This window comes from Sphingobium cloacae, from assembly GCF_002355855.1.
Taxonomy (GTDB): domain Bacteria; phylum Pseudomonadota; class Alphaproteobacteria; order Sphingomonadales; family Sphingomonadaceae; genus Sphingobium; species Sphingobium cloacae.
The window spans coordinates 3,085,789-3,104,615 of sequence record NZ_AP017655.1 but is presented as its reverse complement, the minus strand read 5'-3'; the positions used below and the strand labels follow the sequence as shown (position 1 = coordinate 3,104,615).

Here is an 18,827-nt window from a genome sequence, read left to right as displayed (position 1 = left end):
GGACAGGCGGCCTGCGACGAATAGGTTCACGCCTTCGACCATCGGATGAGGTTCCCTCCATGCCCCTTCGCGCCGCGCTTCTCGCTCCGCTCCTGTCCCTCGCCATCGCCCTGCCCGCTCCGGCGCAGGAGCGGCCTGCTTTCTCCTCCGATGCGATCCGGGCGGACGTGACCTTTTTGGCGGACGACCTGCTGGAAGGGCGCGACGGCGGGACGCGGGGCTATGACATCGCGGCGCGCTATGTGGCGGCGCGCTTCACGGCGCTGGGGCTGGAGCAGATCGTGCCGGGTAGCTGGTATCAGCCGGTGACGCTGGCGGTGGCGACGCTGGAGAAGGACAGCCCCGCCCGCCTCACCATCGGCGGCAGGGCGTTCGACAATGGGGGCGATGTCGTGATCGGCGCTTTCGGGCGGGAACCGAAGCAGGGGCTGGAAGCGGGCGCGGTATTCGTCGGTTACGGGCTCCAGTCGGCGCGGGAGAAGATCGACGATTATGCGGGCCTCGACCTTCGGGGCAAATGGGCGGTGGCGCTCTCCGGCTCGCCGGTCGGGATGCCGAGCGAGATCGGCGCGCATCTGGCCGCTGAAAAGGCGCAGGCCGCGCAGAAGGCGGGAGCCATCGGTCTTGTCACCATCCCCAGCGCCGCGATGCTGGCGCGGATGCCTTGGGAGCGGTTGCGGGAGCGGGCGGGCGATCCCAGCGTGGGATGGATGCAGCCGGATGGGCAGCTTTATGTGCGGACGCCGGGGATCAGGGGGTCGGCCTATGCCCATGGCGCGGCGGCGGAGGCTTTGCTGGCCGGGTCCGGGCGGACGCTGGCGGCGATCCGGGCGGAGGCGGGGAAGAAGGGCGGGCGGCCCAAGGGTTTCGCGCTCAAGCCCATGATCCGCCTGGATCGGACGAGCAGCGTGGCGATCGCGCCCAGCAGCAATGTGCTGGCGGTGCTGCCCGGTTCCGATCCGGCGCTGGCGGGGGAATATGTGCTGCTGATGGCGCATCTCGACCATGTGGGGGTGAAGCCGGACACGCCGGGCAAGGACAAGATCCATAACGGCGCGATGGACAATGCTTCGGGCGTCGCGACCATGATGGCGGTCGCGAAGGCCTTTGCGGAAAGCGGGACGCGGCTCAAGCGCCCGATCCTGTTCGCGGCGGTGACGGCGGAGGAGGACGGCCTTCTGGGTTCGCAATATCTGGCGAAGAATCCGGTACTGCCCGAGGGCGGCAAGCTGGTGGGCGTCGTCAATCTGGACATGCCGATTCTGACTTATGACTTTCAGGATGTGGTGGCGTTCGGCGCGGAGCATTCGACGCTGGGGCCGATCGTGGAGAAGGCGGCGAAGTCGGAGGGTGTCGTGCTGTCGCCCGATCCCCTGCCCGCCGAAGGACTGTTCACCCGGTCGGACCATTATCGCTTCGTCGAGGAGGGCGTGCCTTCGGTGTTCCTGATGACGGGCTTTGCCGGGCCGGGGAAAGCGGCGTTCGAGCATTTCCTCAAGACTGACTATCACAAGCCGTCCGACCAGATCGACCTGCCCTTCCACTGGGAGGCGGCGGCGAAGTTCGCGCGGGTCAATTATGCGATCGCGCGGGAGATCGCCGATGCGGCGGAGGCGCCGCGCTGGTATGAGGGGGACTTTTTCGGGGACGCCTTCGCGCCGGGGCAGGCCAAGGCGAAACCATGAACGAGATGGCGAAGTGATGCGTTTTTCGGAGGGGCGGATAGGATAATTGCGTAGTGCCCCTTGTGTTGCTTTTGGGCAACACTACATCGGCAGCAGTATCTTGAAGGGGATGTCATGAACCTCGAAAAATTCACCGACCGCGCCAAGGGCTTTCTCCAGTCGGCGCAAACCGTCGCGATCCGCATGAACCATCAGCGGATCAGCCCGGAACATCTGTTGAAGGCGCTGCTGGAGGACCAGCAGGGCATGGCTTCGGGCCTCATCAAGGCGGCGGGGGGCGATCCCAACGTCGCGCTGCGCGAAACCGATGCGGCGCTGGCGAAGGTGCCCGCCGTGTCGGGGAGCGGGGCACAGCAGACGCCGGGCCTGGACAATGACGCCGTGCGCGTGCTCGACAGCGCGGAACAGGTCGCGCAGAAGGCGGGCGACAGCTTCGTCACCGTCGAGCGGCTGCTGCTGGCGCTGACTCTCGCGTCCACCACGGCGGCGGGCAAGGCGCTCGCGGCGGCGGGCGTGAAGGCCGAGGCGCTGAATGCCGCGATCAACGACCTGCGCGGCGGGCGGAGCGCCGATACGGCGAGCGCCGAGGATCGCTATGACGCGCTCAAGAAATTCGCGCGCGACCTGACGCAGGCGGCGAAGGACGGCAAGCTGGACCCCGTCATCGGGCGCGACGAGGAGATTCGCCGCACCATCCAGATCCTCGCGCGGCGGACCAAGAACAACCCCGTGCTGATCGGCGACCCCGGGGTCGGCAAGACCGCCATCGCGGAGGGCCTTGCGCTGCGCATCGCCAATGGCGACGTGCCCGATACGCTGAAGGACCGGACGCTGATGGCGCTCGACATGGGCAGCCTGATCGCGGGCGCCAAATATCGCGGCGAGTTCGAGGAACGGCTGAAAGGCGTGCTGGACGAGGTGAAGGCGGGCGAAGGCCAGATCATCCTCTTCATCGACGAGATGCACACGCTGATCGGCGCGGGCAAGTCGGAAGGGGCGATGGACGCGGGCAATCTGTTGAAGCCTGCCCTCGCGCGCGGCGAACTGCACTGCATCGGCGCGACGACGCTCGACGAATATCGCAAATATGTGGAGAAGGACCCGGCGCTCCAGCGGCGGTTCCAGCCTGTCTTCGTGGGCGAGCCGACGGTGGAGGACACCATATCCATCCTGCGCGGCCTGAAGGAAAAATATGAGCTGCACCATGGCGTGCGGATCACGGACGGGGCGATCGTCAGCGCGGCGACGCTCTCCAACCGCTACATCACCGACCGCTTCCTGCCCGACAAGGCCATCGACCTGATGGACGAGGCGGCGTCGCGACTGCGGATGGAGGTGGAGTCGAAGCCCGAGGAGATCGAAAATCTCGACCGGCGGATCATCCAGCTCAAGATCGAGCGGGAGGCGTTGAAGAAAGAGACGGACAAGGCTTCGGCGGACCGGCTGGCGGCGCTGGAGGAGGAGCTGGCCAATCTGGAGCAGCAGTCGGCGGAACTGACGCAGCGCTGGCAGGCGGAGAAGGACAAGATCGCGGGCGAAAGCCGCCTGAAGGAGCAGCTTGACGCCGCGCGGCTGGAACTGGAACAGGCGCAGCGCGGCGGCGACCTCGCGAAAGCGGGGGAACTGGCCTATGGGCGCATCCCCGATCTGGAGCGCAAGCTGGAGGAGGCGCAGTCTGCCTCCAAGGGCGCGATGCTGCGCGAGGAAGTGACGAGCGAGGACATCGCTTCGGTCGTGTCGCGGTGGACCGGCATTCCGGTGGACCGGATGATGGAGGGCGAGCGCGAGAAGCTGCTCAACATGGAAGCGGAACTGGGCAGGCGCGTCATCGGGCAGGCCGATGCGGTGAAGGCCGTGGCGACCGCCGTGCGCCGGTCCCGCGCCGGGTTGCAGGACCCGAACCGGCCGCTGGGATCGTTCCTGTTCCTGGGGCCGACGGGCGTGGGCAAGACGGAGCTGACCAAGGCGCTTGCCGGATTCCTGTTCGACGACGACAGCGCGATGGTGCGGATCGACATGAGCGAGTTCATGGAGAAGCACTCCGTCGCGCGGCTGATCGGCGCGCCTCCGGGCTATGTCGGCTATGAGGAAGGCGGCGTGCTGACCGAGGCGGTGCGGCGGCGACCCTATCAGGTCGTGCTGTTCGACGAGGTGGAAAAGGCGCACAGCGACGTGTTCAACGTGCTGTTGCAGGTGCTGGACGACGGCCGCCTGACCGACGGGCAGGGGCGGACGGTGGACTTCACCAACACGATCATCGTGCTGACGTCCAATCTGGGCAGCCAGTATCTGTCGAACATGGCGGACGGCCAAAGCGTCGAGGATGTCGAGCCGCAGGTGATGGAGATCGTGCGCGGCCATTTCCGGCCCGAGTTCCTCAACCGCCTGGACGAGATCATCCTGTTCCACCGGCTGGGCGCGGAGCATATGGGGCCGATCGTCGATATCCAGGTCGGGCGGGTGCAGAAGCTGCTGAAGGACCGCAAGGTGACGCTGGACCTGACGGACGGCGCGCGGGCATGGCTGGGGCGGGTCGGTTACGATCCCGTTTATGGCGCGCGGCCGTTGAAGCGAGCGGTGCAGAGGTATCTGCAGGACCCGCTGGCGGACTTGATCCTGCGCGGGGAAGTGCCCGATGGGTCGACGGTGAAGGTCGAGGAAGGCGATGGGGGGTTGGTGTTGGGGGTGGTTTGACCTCACCGCAAATATTTGGACATAAAAAAGGGCGGCTTGTGGGCCGCCCTTTTCTTTTGTTTCGATAGAAGATCAGAGTTTCGCTCTGACACCAATATACATGAAACGGCCGATATTATCATAAATGGCATCGCCATCGCCTATGCTGCCTGTCCCCAGAATGCCATAAGGCGGCTTCTTGTCGGTCAGGTTGTCGATGCCACCATAGAATGTGAACCGCTTGTCGACGTCCAGCGACGCGCGAATATTATGGTAAGTCACGGACGGATAATAAACGACGTCAGCATAATAAGGATCGAGCGGAGGGACGCCATAGGTGGTATGTTGCGCTTCCCAATCGGTGATCGACTGGCGGCCAATATACCGCATCTCATATCCCAGCGTGAAGTTCTTGTAAGTATAATCCGCCGAGACGTTGAAGGCATAGATCGGATCGCCCAGTTCTCCCTTGAGCCGTTCCGGCTGATCCGGCGCGTCAAGATAGGGGTAATCGTTCCGCATCCTGACCCAGTTGCCTACGAAACGCAGCTGCAAGCGGTTGTCGACATCGAAACGATGGTCATAATTGACATCGACGTCCAAGCCCTTCGCCCGTTTGGCGGAATAGTTCAGACTGGTCTGCAACAGCGCGGGCAACTGGAACGTGCTGTCTGGATTACGCGGGAAAATAAGATCGCAGAAAGAGTTGTTGAGATCGGGACCATCATAGCAGCCGTCGAGAATGGTCTGCGCATCGACGGGTGATATCACGCTCTTGATCTTGATATCGTAATAATCGGCCGTGACGGACAGGCCGGGAAGGAAACGAGGCTGGAGGATGACGCCATAGGTCCAGCTCCGTGACTTTTCCGCCTTGAGGTCGGGATTACCCCCAGAAAGGATTTCCAGCGTGGCCGAGCGCGTGAACTGGTTCTCGAAATTAGCGGGAACGCCAGCCGCAGCGCAATTGGCTTCGCGCGTCGCCTTACCCTTTTTAATGAAGTTCACGTCGCAGGGATCATTCAGCGACGCATAATCCTGCGACGGCGAATTATAGAGATCGCTCAGCGTGGGCGCACGCACCGACCGGGAATAGTTCACGCGGAATTTGATATCCGGGATCGGTGAATAGATGCCGCCATAATTATAGGCCCAGACCGTGCCGATCGCGCCCTTGTAGTCCGCAACCCGCGCTGCGCCGTTGATCGACAGTTCGTTGACGAAACGCATATCCTTGATCAGCGGGATATCGATTTCGCCATAGGCTTCCTTCACCACGAAGGAAGGCGGACGGAAATCCGGGATCGCGTTCAGGAACGTCGCGCCGCTCGAGACCAGGTCGTCATAGGCATAGGACGCCTTTTCCCGACGATATTCCGCCCCCAGTGCGAAGCGGACCGGACCGCCCGGAAGCTCGAACCATTGAGAGCTATTGCCGACAAGGTTTGCCGAAATATCGATTTCGGTCGCTTTGCCACGACGATAGGAGGTCGTGTTGATATAGTTGAGCGCAGCCCGATCAGCCCGCCCTTCACCCAGAATATTGAGCGGACGGCAGTTCGGATCGGTGACCGTCACCTGATTGATACGGCACACGATCTCGTTATTGCCATTATAGACCGCATCAATCGCATTGTAGAAATTCTGCTCGATCCGGTTATTGTAGAAGGCCGAGCGGGTTTTCAAATGCCCGTAATTGAAGCTGATGTCATAATGCCAGTCATTGTTGAATGTGCCTTCGGCACCGACCACAATGCGGAAGGTGTCGCGACGATCTTTCTCATCCCGCGTCCCGAGGTCGAGATTGTTGCGGTTGAGGTTGAAATAGGTCGCGCCCGCGGGCAGCAGCGATTGAATCGTCGCCCGCGCGGCAGGCGTCAGATAGGCGTTGTCCAGCGAAATGGGCGTGTAGATCAGATAGTTGGTGGGATCATAAGGATTTCCATCCCCACCCAGACCCTGTTCGCCGCCCTGCGAGAAGGTCGGCGTTCCTTGCGCGAAGGCATCCACGCGGACGAACTTGGCCTCTATGAAAGGCTTGAACGCATCGGAAACCTCGTACCGTGCCATCAGATTGGCGACATAACGCTTGTATCCCGGCTGCAACGTCCCGGAATCATTCAGCGTTGAGCCATCCCCGCCCTGATTGTTGCCCGAACCCACTGGCCGGAAATCGACCCCATAGGCGGATTCACGCAGCGATCCATCCGGCTGGAACAGGAATATACGAGGGAAGCCGTTGGGCAAGCAGCCAGCCGCGCTGGCGCAATTGCGTGTGTTGTTGCCATTATAAGCGATGAACGAGCCACCGTTGGAATAGCCGAAGCTCCGCACGCCCGTCAGGAATTCGCGATCCGGTATGGTGTTGTCGAGGCGGGGATCATCCACCAACTGGAACTGGCGGCGACCGGAAAATGCCCCCGTCAGCCCGGGACGATCCGTGTACAGCAGCTTGTCGCCCTGCGTATAATCGAGAGCCACGGCAATATTCCCGCGACCGTCCGCGAAATTATGGCCAAATGTGCCCGACAAACGATAGGTGCCGCGGTCGCCATGCGAAGAAATGCCGGACTGGGCGTTCAGGCTGACACCTTCGAAATCGCGCTTCAAGACAAAGTTGACCACGCCGGCCATCGCGTCGGAGCCATAGACCGCCGAACTGCCGCCCGTGACGATGTCCACCCGATCGATCAGATCGGTCGGTATGGTGTTGGTATCGACGAGGAAATCGCCCTCAGAGGCAGTGATATGCCGTCGGCCATTCACGAGAACCAGCGTCCGGGGAACGCCAAGTCCGCGAAGATCAAGAAAATTGAGGCCCGCCGTTCCGATATATTGCGTGGAGTTCGACTGGCTGTAGGTCGAACGAAGCGATGGAAGGTCGTTCAGTATGTCGCCAATGTTCGTCTGGCCACGGCGAGACAAATCCGCCGCCGTCATGGTGGTTACGGGGATAGGCGAGTCCAGCGTAGGCCGCGCGATGCGCGAGCCCGTGACGATGATGGTTTCCCCAACGGCTTCGCTTTCGCCAGCGGTGGCTTGAGGCGCATCCTGCGCCGCCGCCGCACCGATGAATGCGAGCGATCCGATCAAGATAAGCGGAGCTGCGCTGCTGCGCAGAACTGCCCTTTTGGAAAATGTCTTCACAATCCAGTCCCTTGCTCTGGAGTTCGGCAGATGACCTGCCTTCATGACCTGACAAGGGGACTTAGAGCCCGACAGCAATCCCCCTGTGCGGATCAGCAGAAACTGCGCGGGGAGACTGCCCCTGTAAAGTAAGGGGAATAGTCATTCGCTGTTTTTGCCAAGAACTGTATCAAAAATGCAACAAACGTTGCCACAGGGGACGAAGGAGTATACGCAAGAAAATTTCAAGCCTCCGGAACATCCCGCAGTAAATATAGCATTTATCCTGAGTAGAGGATCATTCCGCGAATAAAATGAACAGTTCCTTTTGTGTAACGTCTTACCCCGAAGCGGCTGCACAGACGGCATGAACAGGGGCCAACGCGCCACAGGGTCACTCAGCGGGTGGGCGACATAGACGGTGGACGGGGCTTTCCTGGCTCTCCGTCACCCGCCCCCCATCACCCCCGCCAGCAGCATCGGGTCGATGCGGGCGTCGTTCCATTTCATGCTCCAGTGAAGATGGGGGCCGGTGGCGCGGCCGGTGGCGCCGATGGCGCCGATGGCCTGGCCCTGGCGTACCTTGTCGCCCGGCTTCACGTCGATGCGCGACAAATGGAGGAAGGCGCTGTTGAGGCCGTGGCCATGGTCGATCATCAGGAGGTTACCCTCCAGCGTGAAGGGCTTGTCCGCCGCCAGGATCACCACGCCGTCGGCGGGCGCGACGATCGGGTCGCCGGTCGCGCCCGCGACATCGACGCCGCTGTGATAGGCGCCGGGCGTGCCCTGATAGATGCGCTGCGCCCCGAACAGGCCGGAGATGCGGCCCCGGCGCGGCCAGATGAAGCTCTGGCGCCAGCCCTGCGCGTCCGTCACCGTGGCGCGGGCGGCGGCGATGCGCTCCAGTTCGGGCTTGCGGATCGCCATGAAGGCTTCGGTGCTCTTCGTCGGGCGCAGGGGCGCGTTGATGCGCTCCAGACGCCAGGCGCGCGGGGCGATCGTGAGGGGGCGGTCGATGACGCGGCCATCGGCAAGGCGCGCGGTGAGGCGGGCCTGGGGCGCGGCGTCGCGGTCGAAGGCGATGAGGAAGCGGCCGTCCCTATCGACCGGAACAGGCTGGCCGTCGAGGCGCAGGTCGGCGATTCCCGCCGGGGCCGTGCCGCGCAGCACGCCGCCTTGCGTCATTTCGCCGCTGAAGCGGAAGTCGGACGTGGCGCTGGCGGCGGGCGGCGAAGGCGGGGCGGACTCGGCGGCGGGTGCGGCCCATGCCAGCATCGCGGCCGCGAGGAGGGGCTTCATCCTTCGCCGCGGGCCTTCAGTTCGGCGCGGGCGGAGACTTCGGCGCTGGCATAGGGTTCCTGACGGGCGATGCTCCAGTAGCGCAAATCCTCCAGCGGGATCTTCCGGCCGGTGACCGCGCAGACGACATGATCGCCCGCCTGCAACACGCGGAAGCTGTAGGGCATATAATGCAGCCGGGCGGCGCGGTCGCGGTTGGACATCAGCATTTCGAGGCGGCCTCTCCAACGGGTCGGGGCATCAGGAGAAGAGGTCCTGCTGCCGGATTTCGCCCTCTTCGCGCTTTTTGTGCGCGGGGCGGGATGGATTCGATATAGCCGGTGGAGCGGGCTTCTCAAGGGGCGGGGCGCCTTCGACGGTGGCGTCCACCTCTCCGTCGCGGAAGTGGAGCGTGACCTGACCGGCGGCGCGGGCGGCGGCGGTGTCGCGGACGAGGTGGCCGCCCGCCATGACGCGGGCGAAACCGCGCTGGAGCGGGCGGTCGGGATCGAGCGAGACGAACAGGCGGGAAAGGCGGTCGAAGGCGGTGGCGCGGTCCGCCAGGGCGCGGGTCAGATAATCGGGGCGCAGGCGCAGGCGGTCCACGCGCTCCCTGGCGCGGCTGACATATTGCTGGAGAAGCGCGGGGCGGAGCGCGCCGCCCGCCTGGCTCAGATGCGTGCGGGCGTCGGCGAGGCGGTGGCGCAGGCCGCTGGCGAGCGCGTCGGACAGCTGGTCGAGCCGCTGGCGCTGGGGGGCGAGCAGCGTGTCGGGCGTGGGCATCAGGCGCGCCTGCATTTCCAGCCGCTCGCGGGCCTGCGCCGCGCCGCGCCGGACGGCGCGGTCCATGCGGACGCCCTGCTCGCGCAGCATCGCCAGCAGTTCGGCGCGGACCGGCACGGCCATTTCGGCGGCGGCGGTGGGCGTGGGCGCGCGCATGTCGGCGGCGTAGTCGCAGAGCGTCGTATCGGTTTCGTGGCCGACCGCCGAAATGACGGGGATGGAGCATTCCGCCACGGCGCGGACGACGATCTCCTCGTTGAAGCTCCACAAATCCTCGATGGAGCCGCCGCCGCGCGCGACGATGACGAGATCGGGCCGGGGCAACGGACCATCAGCGGGCATGGCGGAAAAGCCGCGCACGGCGCGGGCGACCTGCGCCGCCGCGCCATCCCCCTGCACCAGCACCGGCCAGAGCAGAACGTCGGTCGGGCAGCGGTCCGACAGGCGGTGGAGGATGTCGCGGATCACCGCGCCGGTGGGGGACGTGACCACGCCGATGGTGCGGGGCATGAAGGGCAGCGGGCGCTTGCGGTCTCGGTCGAACAGGCCCTCTGCCGCCAGTTTCGCCTTCAGCTTTTCGAGGAGGGCCATGAGTGCGCCTTCCCCGGCCAGTTCCATCCGGTCGATCACGATCTGATATTTGGAGCGGCCGGGATAGGTGGTGAGCTTGCCCGTCGCGATCACCTCCACCCCGTCCTGCGCGGCGAAGGCGATGCGGGCGGCGCTGCCCTTCCACATCACCCCGTCGATGACGGCATTGTCGTCTTTCAGGCAGAGATAGAGATGGCCGGACGCCGCGCGCTTGAAACCGGAAATCTCACCGCGCAGGCGGACATGGCCGAAACGGTCCTCCACCGTGCGCTTGAGCAGGCCCGACAATTCGCTGACGGTGAGCGGCGGCGCGTTGTCCCCGGCGCGTTCCTCGGCTAACAGGCGGCCCGAATTGTCATAGGCATCGTAATCCGGGGACATGGGCGACATGAACATCCTTCTGCTTGGCGGCGGCGGCCGCGAACATGCGCTGGCGTGGAAGCTGGCGCAATCGCCGCGGCTCAAGACCCTTTATGCCGCGCCGGGCAATCCGGGCATAGCCCAGCACGCGCAATTGGTCGACCTCGACGCGGCGGATCATCGCGCGGTGGTGGATTTCTGCACCCGCCATTCCATCGGGCTGGTGGTGATCGGGCCGGAAGCGCCGCTGGTCGACGGCCTCGCCGACAATCTGCGCGCCACCGGGACGCCGGTGTTCGGGCCGGGGAAGAAGGCGGCGCAACTGGAGGGGTCGAAGGGCTTCACCAAGGATCTGTGCAAGCGGGCGGGGATTCCCACCGCCGCCTATGAGCGGGTGACGAGCAAGGACGGCGCGATCGCGGCGCTCGACGATTTCGCGCTGCCGGTCGTCATCAAGGCCGACGGGCTGGCGGCGGGCAAGGGCGTCATCATCGCGGAGACGCGGGAGGAGGCGCTGGCGGCGCTCGACACCATGTTTTCCGGCGCGTTCGGCGCGGCGGGCGAGGAAGTGGTGCTGGAGGAGTATATGACGGGCGAGGAAGCGAGCTTCTTCGCGCTGACGGACGGGAGCGCCATCCTGCCCTTCGGTTCCGCGCAGGATCACAAGCGCGTGGGCAATGGCGATACCGGGCCGAATACGGGCGGCATGGGGGCCTACAGCCCCGCCCGGGTGCTGACGGCGGAACTGGAGCAACAGGTGATCGACCGGATCGTGCGGCCGACCGTGGAGACTCTGGCCAGCGAGGGCACGCCTTATTCCGGCGTGCTCTATGCGGGGCTGATGCTGACCGACGAGGGGCCGAAGCTGATCGAATATAATGCCCGCTTCGGCGACCCGGAATGCCAGGTGCTGATGATGCGCTTCGACGGCGATCTGGTGGAGTTGCTGCTGGCGGTGGCGGAAGGCAGGCTTGCCGGACAGGGGCCGGTGCAACTGGCGGATCGCACGGCGCTGACCGTCGTGATGGCGGCGAACGGCTATCCGGGGACGCCGGAGAAGGGCGGCGTCATCGCGGGGATCGATGCGGCGGAGGCGGGCGGCGCGCGGGTTTTCCATGCGGGCACGGCGGAAAAGGACGGCGCGATCGTCGCGACCGGCGGGCGCGTGCTGAACGTCACGGCGACCGGGCAGAGCGTGCGGGAGGCGCGGAAAGCGGCCTATGCGGCGGTGGACGCCATCGATTTCCCCACCGGCTTTTGCCGCCGCGACATCGGCTGGCGGGAGGTCGCGCGCGAGGAAGCGGCGGCATGAACGGTCCCGCCCATCCCCGAACGCCCTTGTCCCGCGCGGCAAGCTGCTCTTAAATAGGGCCAAGGGATGATGTGGGAGACGGAAGGGATGCAGGAATTCTTCATTGACTATGGCCTGTGGCTGCTGATCGGGCTGTTGATCGTCATCGGGCTGGTGTTCCTGCTGTCGGGCAGGCGGAAAGCCGATCAGGCGGACGAGCGCGCACCGGTCGCTCCGGCCGGGCAGCCGCCCGCGCCGCTGGTTTCGCCACCGCCCCCTCCCCCCGAGGCTGCGCCCGCGCCGGCCGCGGCCATGCCGATGGTGCCGGTCGATGTCGAAGCCATCGTCCCGCCCGCGGCGGAAGAGAAGCCCGCAGCCGTGGCCGCGCCGGTTCCCGCTTCGCCCGCGGTCTCCTCGCCCCCGCAAGGGCCGGACGACCTGCTGAAGCTCAAGGGGGTGGGCCCCAAGCTCAATGCGCTGCTGATCGAACTGGGGGTCACCAGCTTCGCCCAGATCGCGGCGTGGACCGACGCCGACGTCGCGGCGATCGACGCCCGGCTCGGCAATTTCAGGGGGCGGCCGGTGCGCGACCAGTGGATCGATCAGGCGAAATATCTCGCCGCCGGGGACGTGGCCGGGTTCGAGGCGAAGTACGGGAAGATTTGAGCCGCCTTATTGAATGGCAACGCCTCCGTGCTCCTGCGCAGGAGCACGGACCGGCTTGCCTCAAGCGAGCTTTCAGAAGCGCGAGCCGTTCAGTCGCCTGACTGCCGCCCCAATATCTCACGCGCGCGGGGTTGCAGGCGCTCCACCGCCGCGTCGTGGATTCCCGGGGCGGTGCACAGCAGGCCGAAGGCGACGGGCCGGGGCTGGTTGTAGGAAAGCGGCGCGCCCAGCGCATCGGTGACGGTCGCGCCCGCTTCCTGCGCGATGAGGGCGGAGGCCGCCACATCCCATTCATTGCCCCAGCGCACCGTGGCGACGAGGTCGGCTTCATCGGCGGCGACCATCGCCATGCGCAGCGCGATGCTGTTGGGCTTTTCCACCGCGACCAGATCGCGGTCGGGGCGGGGCAGCTGATCGGCGGGGACGCGCGCGCCGGCCAGCACGGAACGCGATCCTGCCTGGAGGCGGACGCCGTTGCGGGTCGCTCCCCTGCCCGCCCGCGCGACCCAGAGTTCGTTGCGGGCAGGCGCGGCGAGGACGCCCGCGCGCACCGCGCCGTCCTCGACCAGGGCGACCGAGACGCACCAGCCGCGCCGCCCGCGCAGATAGTCGCGCGTGCCGTCGATCGGATCGACCACCCAGACGCGCGACTGGCCGAGGCGGTGGACGGTATCGGCGGTCTCCTCCGACAGCCAGCCCGCCGATGGATCGAGCGCGGAGAGACTGTCGCGCAGCATGGCGTCGAGTTCGATGTCGGCTTCGCAGACGGGGTGGCCGGGCACCTTTTCCCACTGGCGCACCTGCGTCCGCCCGCCCGCCCAGAGCGTCAGCGCCCGGTCGGCCGCTTCGGACACGACCGACACCAGTGCCCGAAGGTCCATCTCAGCCCCCGGCAACGGTCATCCCGTCGACGCGCAGGGTGGGCACGTTGATGGCGTAGCGGTAGCTGAGGTCGCTGGCCGGGGTGAGGGCGCGGAACATGTCCTTGAGGTTGCCCGCGATGGTGATTTCCGACACGGCTTGCGTCACCGCGCCGTTTTCGATCAGGAAGCCCGCCGCGCCCCGGCTATAGTCGCCGGTGACGCCGTTGACGCCCATGCCGATCAGTTCGGTGACGTAGAGGCCGCGCTTTACGTCCGCCATCAGGTCGCCGGGGGAGAGGACGCCCGGCTCCATATGGACGTTGGAGACGCCCGCGCCCGGCGCGCCGCTGCCGCCCCGGCTGGCATGGCCGGTGGGTTCCAGGCCAAGCTGGCGGGCCGACGCGCTGTCGAGCAGCCAGCCGGTCAGCACGCCCGCTTCGATCAGGGCGCTGCGATGCACGGCAAGCCCCTCTCCGTCGAAGGGGCGCGAGCGCAGGCCGCGCGGACGCAGGGGATCGTCGATGATGGTGACCGCCGAATCGAACAGCGCCGCGCCCAGGCTGTCGAGCAGGAAGCTGGAGCGGCGGGCGATGGCCGGGCCGACGATGCCGCCGATCAGATGGCCGACAAGGCTGGAGCCGATGCGCGGATCGAAGATGATGGGCAGGACGCCGCTTTCGATGCGGACGGGGTTGAGGCGGGCGACGGCGCGATGCCCGGCGCGCTGGCCGACTTCCTCGGCATGGTCGAGGTCTTCGAGATGGCGGGCGCTGTGGCTGGCATGGTCGCGCTGCATGTCCGCGCCGGTGCCCGCGAGCACGCTGGCCCAGGTGGAATGGCTGGTCCCGGCATAGGCCCCCGCAAAGCCGTGGCTGGTGGCGAGCGCGACCTGGCTGCGCCCATGGGACGCGCCGCCGCCTTCGCTGTTGGTGATGCCGGGGACGGTGCGGGCGGCTTCCTCCACGGTGAGGGCGCGTTCGCGCAGGGCGGCGGGTTCCGGTTCCTCCTCATCGTCGGTGAGGTCGAGATGGGGCGGGCGCTTGCGGAGCAGGCGGTCTTCGGGGGCAAGGCCCGCATAGGGGTCCTCGGGCGCTTCGCGGGCCATGGCGATGCAGCGGTCGACCAGCGTGCCCAGCGTCGCGGGGTTCATGTCCGATCCGGAGATGCTGGCGGACCGCCGGCCGATGAAGACGCGCAGGCCGATCTCCTCGCCCTCCGAGCGTTCCACATCCTCCAGTTCGCCCAGGCGCACCGAGACGGTGGTCGAGGCGTTGCAGGCATAGATGGCGTCCGCCGCATCCGCGCCCGCCCGGCGCGCGGCCGTCACCAGATCCTGCGCGCGCGACTGGGCTTCTTCGAGGCTGAGCATGGAGGGGAGATAATCCTGAGAGATGACGATTGGAAGGAGCGGCCTTACGCGCTTGCCCCGGCGGGCGCAACTTGGGCGAGCCAATGGTCGAGCAGATGCCAGGCGACGGCCATGGGCGGCGGCGCGATGAAAGGCGCGCCGAGCCGGCCGTCCAGCGCGGCGCGGACCCCCGCGGCGTCGCACCAGATGGCGTCCTCGATCTCCGTCTCGTCCAGCTTGAGCGCGTCGTCGTCGGCCTGCGCCAGGCAGGCGATCATCAGCGCCGAGGGAAAGGGCCAGGGCTGGCTCATGAGATAGCGGATGTCGCGGACGGTGACGCCCGCTTCCTCCTTCAGCTCGCGGGCGACGGCTTCCTCGATGGTTTCGCCCGGCTCGACGAAACCGGCGAGCGCGGAATAACGGCCCGCGGGCCATGCATGCTGGCGGCCGACGAGGACGCGGCCCTTATGTTCGGCCAGCATGATGACGACCGGATCGACGCGGGGGAAATGTTCCGCCCGGCAGCCTTCGCATTGACGGGCCCAGCCGCCCTTATGGGGCCGGGTCGTGGCTCCGCAGGCCGCGCAGAAACGGTGGCGGGCGTGCCAGTCGACGAGGCTGCGCGCCCCGGCATAGAGCGCGGCTTCGTCCGGCGATACCATGTCCACCACGGCGCGGCTGCGGCCGGACGCGGCGAAACCGCCCTCCCCCCTGTCGATCAGGCGGGCGAAGATCGGCCTGTGGCCGGGATCGACGCCGAGGAGGACATAATCGTCCATGGCCGCGCCCGGCGGCAATGGCTCCATGACGAGCGCGCCGTCCGCCACCACCGGATCGAGACCGTCGAGCAGCACGCAGAGCGCGGCGGGATCGGCGAAGGTCTTCGCCAGCAAATCGGGATTGGAACGGATTTCGTCCACGCGGTCCAGCCTGCTGCCGACATAGCCGGGAAGGCGTCTTTCACCATGCATCCTGGATATTCTCCTTCATCGCCGCATCGGCCGCGCGGCGGAAAAGCGTGGGCAGGCCGGCTTCGTCCAGCCGGTCGAGCGGCCACCATTCCCCCTCGCCGGGCGGAAGGCAATCCCCCTCCACGCGGGCGACATGGACCATGAGGTCGAGCGAGAAATGGGTGAACACATGGGTGACGGGATCGGCCAGCGCGGTCCAGAGCGCGGGGAACGGCGGCGCGGCGGGCGGCGCGGTCACGCTCCAGTCGGAGGACGGCAAGGCGCGCATTCCGCCCAGCATCCCCTTGTCCGGGCGGCGGATGAGCCAGATGCGGCCGTCATCCCGCTCGATCCACCAGGCATGGCCGAGGCGATGGGGCCTGGCCTTCTTCGCGGCCTTGGCCGGGAAAGCGGCGGGATCGGCGGTGCGGAAGGCGGCGCAATCCTGCCGCAAGGGGCAGATGCCGCAGGCGGGGCTGCGCGACGTGCAGATCGTCGCGCCCAGGTCCATCATCGCCTGCGCGAAGTCGCCCGCGCGGGCGTCCGGCGTGATGCGGTGGGCGGCGGCGCGGATTTCCGTCCGGGCGGCGGGCAGCGGCGTGGCGATGGCGAAGAGGCGGGCGACGACGCGCTCGACATTGGCGTCCACCACCACGGCGCGGCGGCGGAAGGCGATGGCGGCGACGGCGGCGGCGGTGTAGGCCCCGACGCCGGGAAGGGCGCGCAGGGCGTCCTCCGTATCCGGGAAGACGCCGCCATGATCGCGGGCGACGGCGCGGGCGCAGGCGAGCAGGTTGCGGGCGCGGGCATAATAGCCAAGCCCCGCCCATGCGGCCATCACATCCCCGTCCGCCGCCGCCGCGAGATCGGCCACGGTCGGCCAGCGATCCGTGAAGCGCGCGAAATAGGGCGCGACGGCGGCCACGGTGGTCTGTTGCAGCATGACTTCGGACAGCCAGACGCGATAGGGATCGGCCGCCTCGTTCGATCCGGGCGGCACCCGCCACGGCAGGCGGCGGGCATGGACGCCGTAATGCGCGAGAAGGTCCTCGGCGATTTTCATGGGTTCACTCTCGACGCGCATGGCGGCGCTATGCCATTAAGCGGGCCATGACGGAACGCCCCGCATCACCCAAAGCGAAAAACCGCGCCGAACCGATGGCGGAGCGTCCGCGCGTCGGCGGCCCCCGGCAGATCGCGGACCTGATGCCCGACATCGGCCGCGCGGCCTTCCGCAAGTTCGGCTTCGTGCAGTCGAGCGTCGTCACGCGCTGGGCGGAGATAGTGGGGCCGCATTATGCGGACATCTCCGTTCCCGAATCGATCCGCTTCCCAGCGGGGCAGAAGGCGGGCGGGACGCTGCAACTGACCGTGATGAGCGGCCATGCGCCGATGATGCAGCATGTGCTGCCCGACATCATCGAGCGGGTGAACCGTTTCTTCGGCTATCACGCCGTGGCGAAGGTGGCGATGAGGCAGGGCCAGGTGCGCCCGACCGAACCGGAACGCCGCCCGCCGCCGCGCAACCTGAAACCCCTGCCCGTCGAACTGGGCGATTCGCTGCGCGACATCGGCGACCCGGAATTGCGCGCCGTGCTCGAATCGCTCGCACAGGGGCTTGCCAATTCGAGCGGCTTGCCCAAGATCAGCTGATCGTTCCGCCTCCATTCAGGAGGCCTGGCGCTATGGACATCATCATGAAGAATATCCGCTTGCTCGCCCTTTCGCTGATCGCCGTCCCCGCCGCCGCGATGGCAGCGCCCGCCGCGACGAACTGGGTGAGCCATGTCACGCTGTCGCCCATCGGCGGGCATGTGCTGGGCAATCCCGCCGCGCCCACCAAGCTGATCGAATATGTGAGCTACACATGCGGCCACTGCGCCCATTTCGTGCAGGAGGCCAGCCAGCCCTTGCGCGACCGCTATGTGAAGGGCGGCAAGGTCAGCGTGGAGGTGCGGAACGCCGTGCGCGACAAATATGACCTGACCGCCGCGCTGCTCGCCCGATGCGGCGGGGCGAAACGGTTCTTCGGCAATCATGAGGCGCTGTTCGCCAACCAGCAAGCCTGGATGGAAAAGCTGATGGCCTATGACAAGGACGGCGCGGCCAAGCCCACGGAGCAGAAGGCGGCGCTGCGCGACATCGGGCAGAAGACCGGCCTTTATGCGCTGATGGGCAAGCGGGGCTTCACCCCGGCGCAGCTTGACGCCTGCATCGACGATCCCGCCGCGACCAGGCAGATATTGGCGATGACCGAGGAAGCATGGAACAAGGTGCAGATCGGCGGCACTCCCGCCTTCACCATCAACGGCACGCTGGTGCACGGGTCCGACTGGATGCGGTTGCAGGCGGCATTGCCCTGATCTAGACCATCCCCGACATCATCGATCCATAGGAACGGAGCCGCTCTCCCGTGAAAGCCCTGCATGGCATTGCCCTTATCGCCCTTTCCCTGACGCTGGCCGCCTGCGGCAAAGGCGAGGAGGGCGCCAAGCCTTCCGGCGAACCCATCGCCGCCGTCGCCGCGCCCGCGGGCACGACATGGGCCGAAACGGTCAACGAGACGCCCGACGGCACTTTCGTCATGGGCAACCCGAACGCGAAGCTGAAGCTGGTGGAGTTCGCGTCCTTCACCTGTTCGCACTGCCGCGATTTCTCCGCCGAGGCATCGGAAGAGATCCGCAACATGGTGAACAGCGGCAAGATGAGCTATGAGCTCCGCACCTTCGTGCGCGATCCGATCGACGTTTCGACGGCGCTGCTGGCGGGATGCGGCGGCAAGGACGTCTTCTATCCGCTGGCCGAGCAGTTCTTCGCCAACCAGAATGCGATGTTCGAAAAGACGCAGGCGATGGGCGACGGCGCCTATCAGCAGTTGATGAGCGCGCCGCCCGCGCAGCGTTTCGGACGGCTGGCGCAGGCGCTGGGCCTTGTGGACTTCGCCAAGCAGCGCGGCATTTCGGAAGATCAGGCGAAGCAGTGCCTCGCCGACACCGCCCATGCCGAAAAGCTGGCCAAGGGCGTGCAGGCCGCCAGCGCGCAATATAAGATCGAAGGGACGCCCAGCTTCCTCATCAACGGGGTGCTGGTCGACAATGTGGCGAACTGGGCATCGTTGCAGCCCAAGCTGAAGGAAGCGGGGATCTGATTGGCGGCGGGGGGGCTTCTTTCCTCACGGCCTGACCGGGCGGCCTGCCGCCCCGGAGGGTTGCC

At 66.5% G+C, this 18,827-nt stretch carries 15 protein-coding genes; 7 read left to right on the top strand and 8 right to left on the bottom strand.

Annotated features, from left to right (window positions below; genetic code table 11):
- Positions 1-59: 59 nt before the first annotated feature.
- Together SCLO_RS15165 and clpB are read left to right on the top strand one after the other, a co-directional pair.
- A complete protein-coding gene (locus SCLO_RS15165; RefSeq protein ID WP_066520259.1) occupies positions 60-1,685 on the top strand; it encodes a M20/M25/M40 family metallo-hydrolase in 1,626 nt (541 codons plus the stop codon).
- Positions 1,686-1,799: 114 nt separating this feature from the next.
- Entirely contained in the window at positions 1,800-4,379 is a 2,580-nt protein-coding gene (gene clpB / locus SCLO_RS15160) for an ATP-dependent chaperone ClpB (protein ID WP_066520257.1), read from the top strand.
- Positions 4,380-4,451: 72 nt separating this feature from the next.
- Here clpB and SCLO_RS15155 read toward each other — a convergent pair whose 3' ends face one another.
- From SCLO_RS15155 to xseA, 4 genes are all read right to left on the bottom strand, one after another.
- Positions 4,452-7,451 (bottom strand): TonB-dependent receptor domain-containing protein, encoded by a 3,000-nt coding sequence (locus SCLO_RS15155; RefSeq protein WP_231923252.1) that lies wholly within the window; start codon positions 7,449-7,451, stop codon positions 4,452-4,454.
- 480 nt (positions 7,452-7,931) lie between these two features.
- Positions 7,932-8,783 (bottom strand): M23 family metallopeptidase, encoded by an 852-nt coding sequence (locus tag SCLO_RS15150; protein ID WP_066520253.1) that lies wholly within the window; start codon positions 8,781-8,783, stop codon positions 7,932-7,934.
- Positions 8,780-8,992, bottom strand: a complete 213-nt coding sequence (locus tag SCLO_RS15145) for a DUF2093 domain-containing protein (protein ID WP_066520251.1) — start codon at positions 8,990-8,992, stop codon at positions 8,780-8,782. Before SCLO_RS15145 ends, SCLO_RS15150 begins: the two co-directional genes overlap by 4 nt.
- 31 nt (positions 8,993-9,023) lie before the next feature.
- The gene (gene xseA / locus SCLO_RS15140; RefSeq protein WP_096362168.1) at positions 9,024-10,517 is read right to left on the bottom strand and encodes an exodeoxyribonuclease VII large subunit; all 1,494 of its coding nucleotides are present in this window, start codon (positions 10,515-10,517) and stop codon (positions 9,024-9,026) included.
- A 7-nt stretch (positions 10,518-10,524) separates the two neighbouring features.
- On the opposite strand from xseA, the gene purD reads away from it, so the two are divergent.
- Both purD and SCLO_RS15130 read left to right on the top strand, forming a co-directional pair.
- On the top strand, positions 10,525-11,808 hold the full coding sequence (purD, locus tag SCLO_RS15135; protein WP_066520005.1) for a phosphoribosylamine--glycine ligase: 1,284 nt from the start codon (positions 10,525-10,527) through the stop codon (positions 11,806-11,808).
- Positions 11,809-11,895: 87 nt separating this feature from the next.
- A complete protein-coding gene (locus SCLO_RS15130) occupies positions 11,896-12,453 on the top strand; it encodes a hypothetical protein (protein WP_066520016.1) in 558 nt (185 codons plus the stop codon).
- Positions 12,454-12,542: 89 nt separating this feature from the next.
- On the opposite strand, the gene SCLO_RS15125 is transcribed toward SCLO_RS15130, so the two are convergent.
- The 4 genes from SCLO_RS15125 to mutY are packed head-to-tail and all read right to left on the bottom strand — an operon-like array spanning position 12,543 to position 16,698.
- Positions 12,543-13,334, bottom strand: coding sequence for an inositol monophosphatase family protein (locus tag SCLO_RS15125; RefSeq protein ID WP_407695310.1), 792 nt, complete (start codon positions 13,332-13,334; stop codon positions 12,543-12,545).
- Position 13,335: 1 nt separating this feature from the next.
- Positions 13,336-14,685, bottom strand: coding sequence for a TldD/PmbA family protein (locus tag SCLO_RS15120; protein WP_066519902.1), 1,350 nt, complete (start codon positions 14,683-14,685; stop codon positions 13,336-13,338).
- Between the two features lie 44 nt (positions 14,686-14,729).
- Positions 14,730-15,635 (bottom strand): NAD(+) diphosphatase, encoded by a 906-nt coding sequence (nudC, locus tag SCLO_RS15115; protein ID WP_066519906.1) that lies wholly within the window; start codon positions 15,633-15,635, stop codon positions 14,730-14,732.
- Positions 15,625-16,698: an A/G-specific adenine glycosylase gene (mutY, locus tag SCLO_RS15110; RefSeq protein ID WP_066519918.1), complete on the bottom strand. Its 1,074-nt coding sequence runs from the start codon at positions 16,696-16,698 to the stop codon at positions 15,625-15,627. The genes nudC and mutY overlap by 11 nt, the downstream gene beginning before the upstream one ends.
- 26 nt (positions 16,699-16,724) lie before the next feature.
- Between mutY and SCLO_RS15105 the strand changes: the two genes are divergently transcribed.
- The 3 genes from SCLO_RS15105 to SCLO_RS15095 are packed head-to-tail and all read left to right on the top strand — an operon-like array spanning position 16,725 to position 18,762.
- Positions 16,725-17,267 carry a DUF721 domain-containing protein gene (locus SCLO_RS15105; protein ID WP_066519925.1) on the top strand — a complete coding sequence of 181 codons (543 nt, stop codon included), beginning with the start codon at positions 16,725-16,727 and terminating at the stop codon, positions 17,265-17,267.
- Positions 17,268-17,299: 32 nt separating this feature from the next.
- Positions 17,300-17,977, top strand: a complete 678-nt coding sequence (locus SCLO_RS15100) for a DsbA family protein (RefSeq protein ID WP_407695309.1) — start codon at positions 17,300-17,302, stop codon at positions 17,975-17,977.
- Between the two features lie 50 nt (positions 17,978-18,027).
- A complete protein-coding gene (locus SCLO_RS15095) occupies positions 18,028-18,762 on the top strand; it encodes a thioredoxin domain-containing protein (protein WP_066519927.1) in 735 nt (244 codons plus the stop codon).
- Positions 18,763-18,827: the final 65 nt, after the last annotated feature.